The sequence below is a fragment of the Arthrobacter sp. TS-15 genome, assembly GCF_006964045.1.
In the GTDB taxonomy this organism is placed as follows: domain Bacteria; phylum Actinomycetota; class Actinomycetes; order Actinomycetales; family Micrococcaceae; genus Arthrobacter.
In genome coordinates this window covers 1-1,102 of record NZ_SDXQ01000114.1, presented here as the reverse complement: position 1 = coordinate 1,102, position 1,102 = coordinate 1, and the positions used below count along the sequence as shown (strand labels likewise).

Genomic DNA, 1,102 nt, shown 5'->3' with positions numbered 1-1,102 from the left:
TAGTCTCGTGGGCTCGGCTCGCCGGGGAGATCGGGGTGCACGGGCTTGCTCTGCCGGAAGAGTACGGAGGTGGGGGCTACACCTTCGCCGAACTCGCCGTGGCTCTGGAAGAGGCCGGGCGTGTGCTGTGTCCGGCGCCGCTGCTGTCGACCGTCGTGCTGACGGGGCATGCCCTGCTGGGGATTGGTGATCGGCGGGCCTGTGAGCGCTGGTTGCCCGGGATCGCCTCCGGTGCGGTCACGGCCACGGTCGCCGGGTTCGTGCAGGCCGCCGATGTGACGGCCGAGCGCGGGCCCGACGGCTGGGTGCTGCGCGGGGAGGCAGACTTCGTGCCCGACGGCGAGGGCGCAGATCTGCTGCTCGTGGTGGCCCGGGCGCCGGACGGGGAGCGGCTGTTCGCCTGTGAACCGGCGCCGCCGCACGGGATGCACGGCTCGACCTGTGATCGCACGGCCCGTCGCGTTCTCGATCCCACCCGCCGCCAGGCGCTCGTCCGCTTCCGGGGAACGCTGGCCGAACCGGTCGGTGAGCCCGGGCAGGTGTTCGGAATCGTCGACGCCGTCCTCGACGCCGGGCGCGTGGCGCTCGCCGCCGAGCATGTCGGCGGCAGCGCGCATGCCCTGGACGCGACCCTGGACTACGTCTCGCAACGAACTCAATTCGGTCGCGCCATCGGCTCGTTCCAGGCGGTCAAGCACCGACTGGCCGATCTGCTGGTCGAGGTGGAAGGGGCGCGGTCGGCGTCGGCGTACGCGAGCGCCTGTCTGGCTGAGTGGACTCCGGAGTTGCCGGTCGCCGCGAGCGCCGCGGCGGTGGCCTGCACCGGCGCGTACCGACTCGCCACGACCGAATACGTGCAGCTCCACGGCGGTATCGGCTTCACGTGGGAACACCCGGCCCACCTGTACGTCCGCCGGGCGCGGGCCGACGAGGCGCTGTTCGGCACGGCCGACGACCACCGTCTGCGGTTGGCGGGGCTGCTCGGCCTCACCGGCACTTCGGACTGAGTGTCGGCTCCCGATCCATTGACAGGGGCATCTACTGCCCACAGAATCGTACTGAATTCAGTTCAGTTTGGAGGAGCTCATGGCAGTCGAAGACG

The 1,102-nt window shown here is 70.9% G+C and carries 1 protein-coding gene; it reads left to right on the top strand.

The window, feature by feature from the left end; genetic code table 11:
* A partial coding sequence (locus EU811_RS23135; protein ID WP_142940578.1) for an acyl-CoA dehydrogenase family protein occupies positions 1–1,007 on the top strand: 1,007 nt, incomplete at its 5' end.
* Positions 1,008–1,102: the final 95 nt, after the last annotated feature.